Origin of the sequence: Nocardia anocheti (assembly GCF_029675105.1) — a bacterium.
Taxonomy (GTDB): domain Bacteria; phylum Actinomycetota; class Actinomycetes; order Mycobacteriales; family Mycobacteriaceae; genus Nocardia.
Map to the genome: position 1 here is coordinate 1 of NZ_JAQQFV010000024.1, position 1,432 is coordinate 1,432.

Genomic DNA, 1,432 nt, shown 5'->3' on the forward strand with positions numbered 1-1,432 from the left:
GAGAGTCTTCAACGGAGAGTTTGATTCTGGCTCAGGACGAACGCTGGCGGCGTGCTTAACACATGCAAGTCGAGCGGTAAGGCCCTTCGGGGTACACGAGCGGCGAACGGGTGAGTAACACGTGGGTGATCTGCCTCGTACTTCGGGATAAGCCTGGGAAACTGGGTCTAATACCGGATATGACCTTCGGATGCATGTCCGTGGGTGGAAAGATTTATCGGTACGAGATGGGCCCGCGGCCTATCAGCTTGTTGGTGGGGTAATGGCCTACCAAGGCGACGACGGGTAGCCGACCTGAGAGGGTGACCGGCCACACTGGGACTGAGACACGGCCCAGACTCCTACGGGAGGCAGCAGTGGGGAATATTGCACAATGGGCGGAAGCCTGATGCAGCGACGCCGCGTGCGGGATGACGGCCTTCGGGTTGTAAACCGCTTTCGACTCCGACGAAGCGAGAGTGACGGTAGGAGTATAAGAAGGACCGGCCAACTACGTGCCAGCAGCCGCGGTAATACGTAGGGTCCGAGCGTTGTCCGGAATTACTGGGCGTAAAGAGCTTGTAGGCGGTTCGTCGCGTCGTTTGTGAAAACTTGGGGCTCAACCTTAAGCTTGCAGGCGATACGGGCGGACTAGAGTACTTCAGGGGAGACTGGAATTCCTGGTGTAGCGGTGAAATGCGCAGATATCAGGAGGAACACCGGTGGCGAAGGCGGGTCTCTGGGAAGTAACTGACGCTGAGAAGCGAAAGCGTGGGTAGCGAACAGGATTAGATACCCTGGTAGTCCACGCCGTAAACGGTGGGTACTAGGTGTGGGTTTCCTTCCACGGGATCCGTGCCGTAGCTAACGCATTAAGTACCCCGCCTGGGGAGTACGGCCGCAAGGCTAAAACTCAAAGAAATTGACGGGGGCCCGCACAAGCGGCGGAGCATGTGGATTAATTCGATGCAACGCGAAGAACCTTACCTGGGTTTGACATACACTGGAAACCTGCAGAGATGTAGGCCCCCTTGTGGTCGGTGTACAGGTGGTGCATGGCTGTCGTCAGCTCGTGTCGTGAGATGTTGGGTTAAGTCCCGCAACGAGCGCAACCCTTATCTTATGTTGCCAGCGCGTTATGGCGGGGACTCGTGAGAGACTGCCGGGGTCAACTCGGAGGAAGGTGGGGACGACGTCAAGTCATCATGCCCCTTATGTCCAGGGCTTCACACATGCTACAATGGCCGGTACAGAGGGCTGCGATACCGTGAGGTGGAGCGAATCCCTTAAAGCCGGTCTCAGTTCGGATCGGGGTCTGCAACTCGACCCCGTGAAGTTGGAGTCGCTAGTAATCGCAGATCAGCAACGCTGCGGTGAATACGTTCCCGGGCCTTGTACACACCGCCCGTCACGTCATGAAAGTCGGTAACACCCGAAGCCGGTGGCCTAACCC

Annotated in this window: 1 rRNA gene; it reads left to right on the forward strand. The window is 57.5% G+C overall.

The features are described from left to right. Positions 1-8: 8 nt before the first annotated feature. A 16S ribosomal RNA gene (locus QC180_RS30105) occupies positions 9-1,432 on the forward strand; the annotation flags it as partial.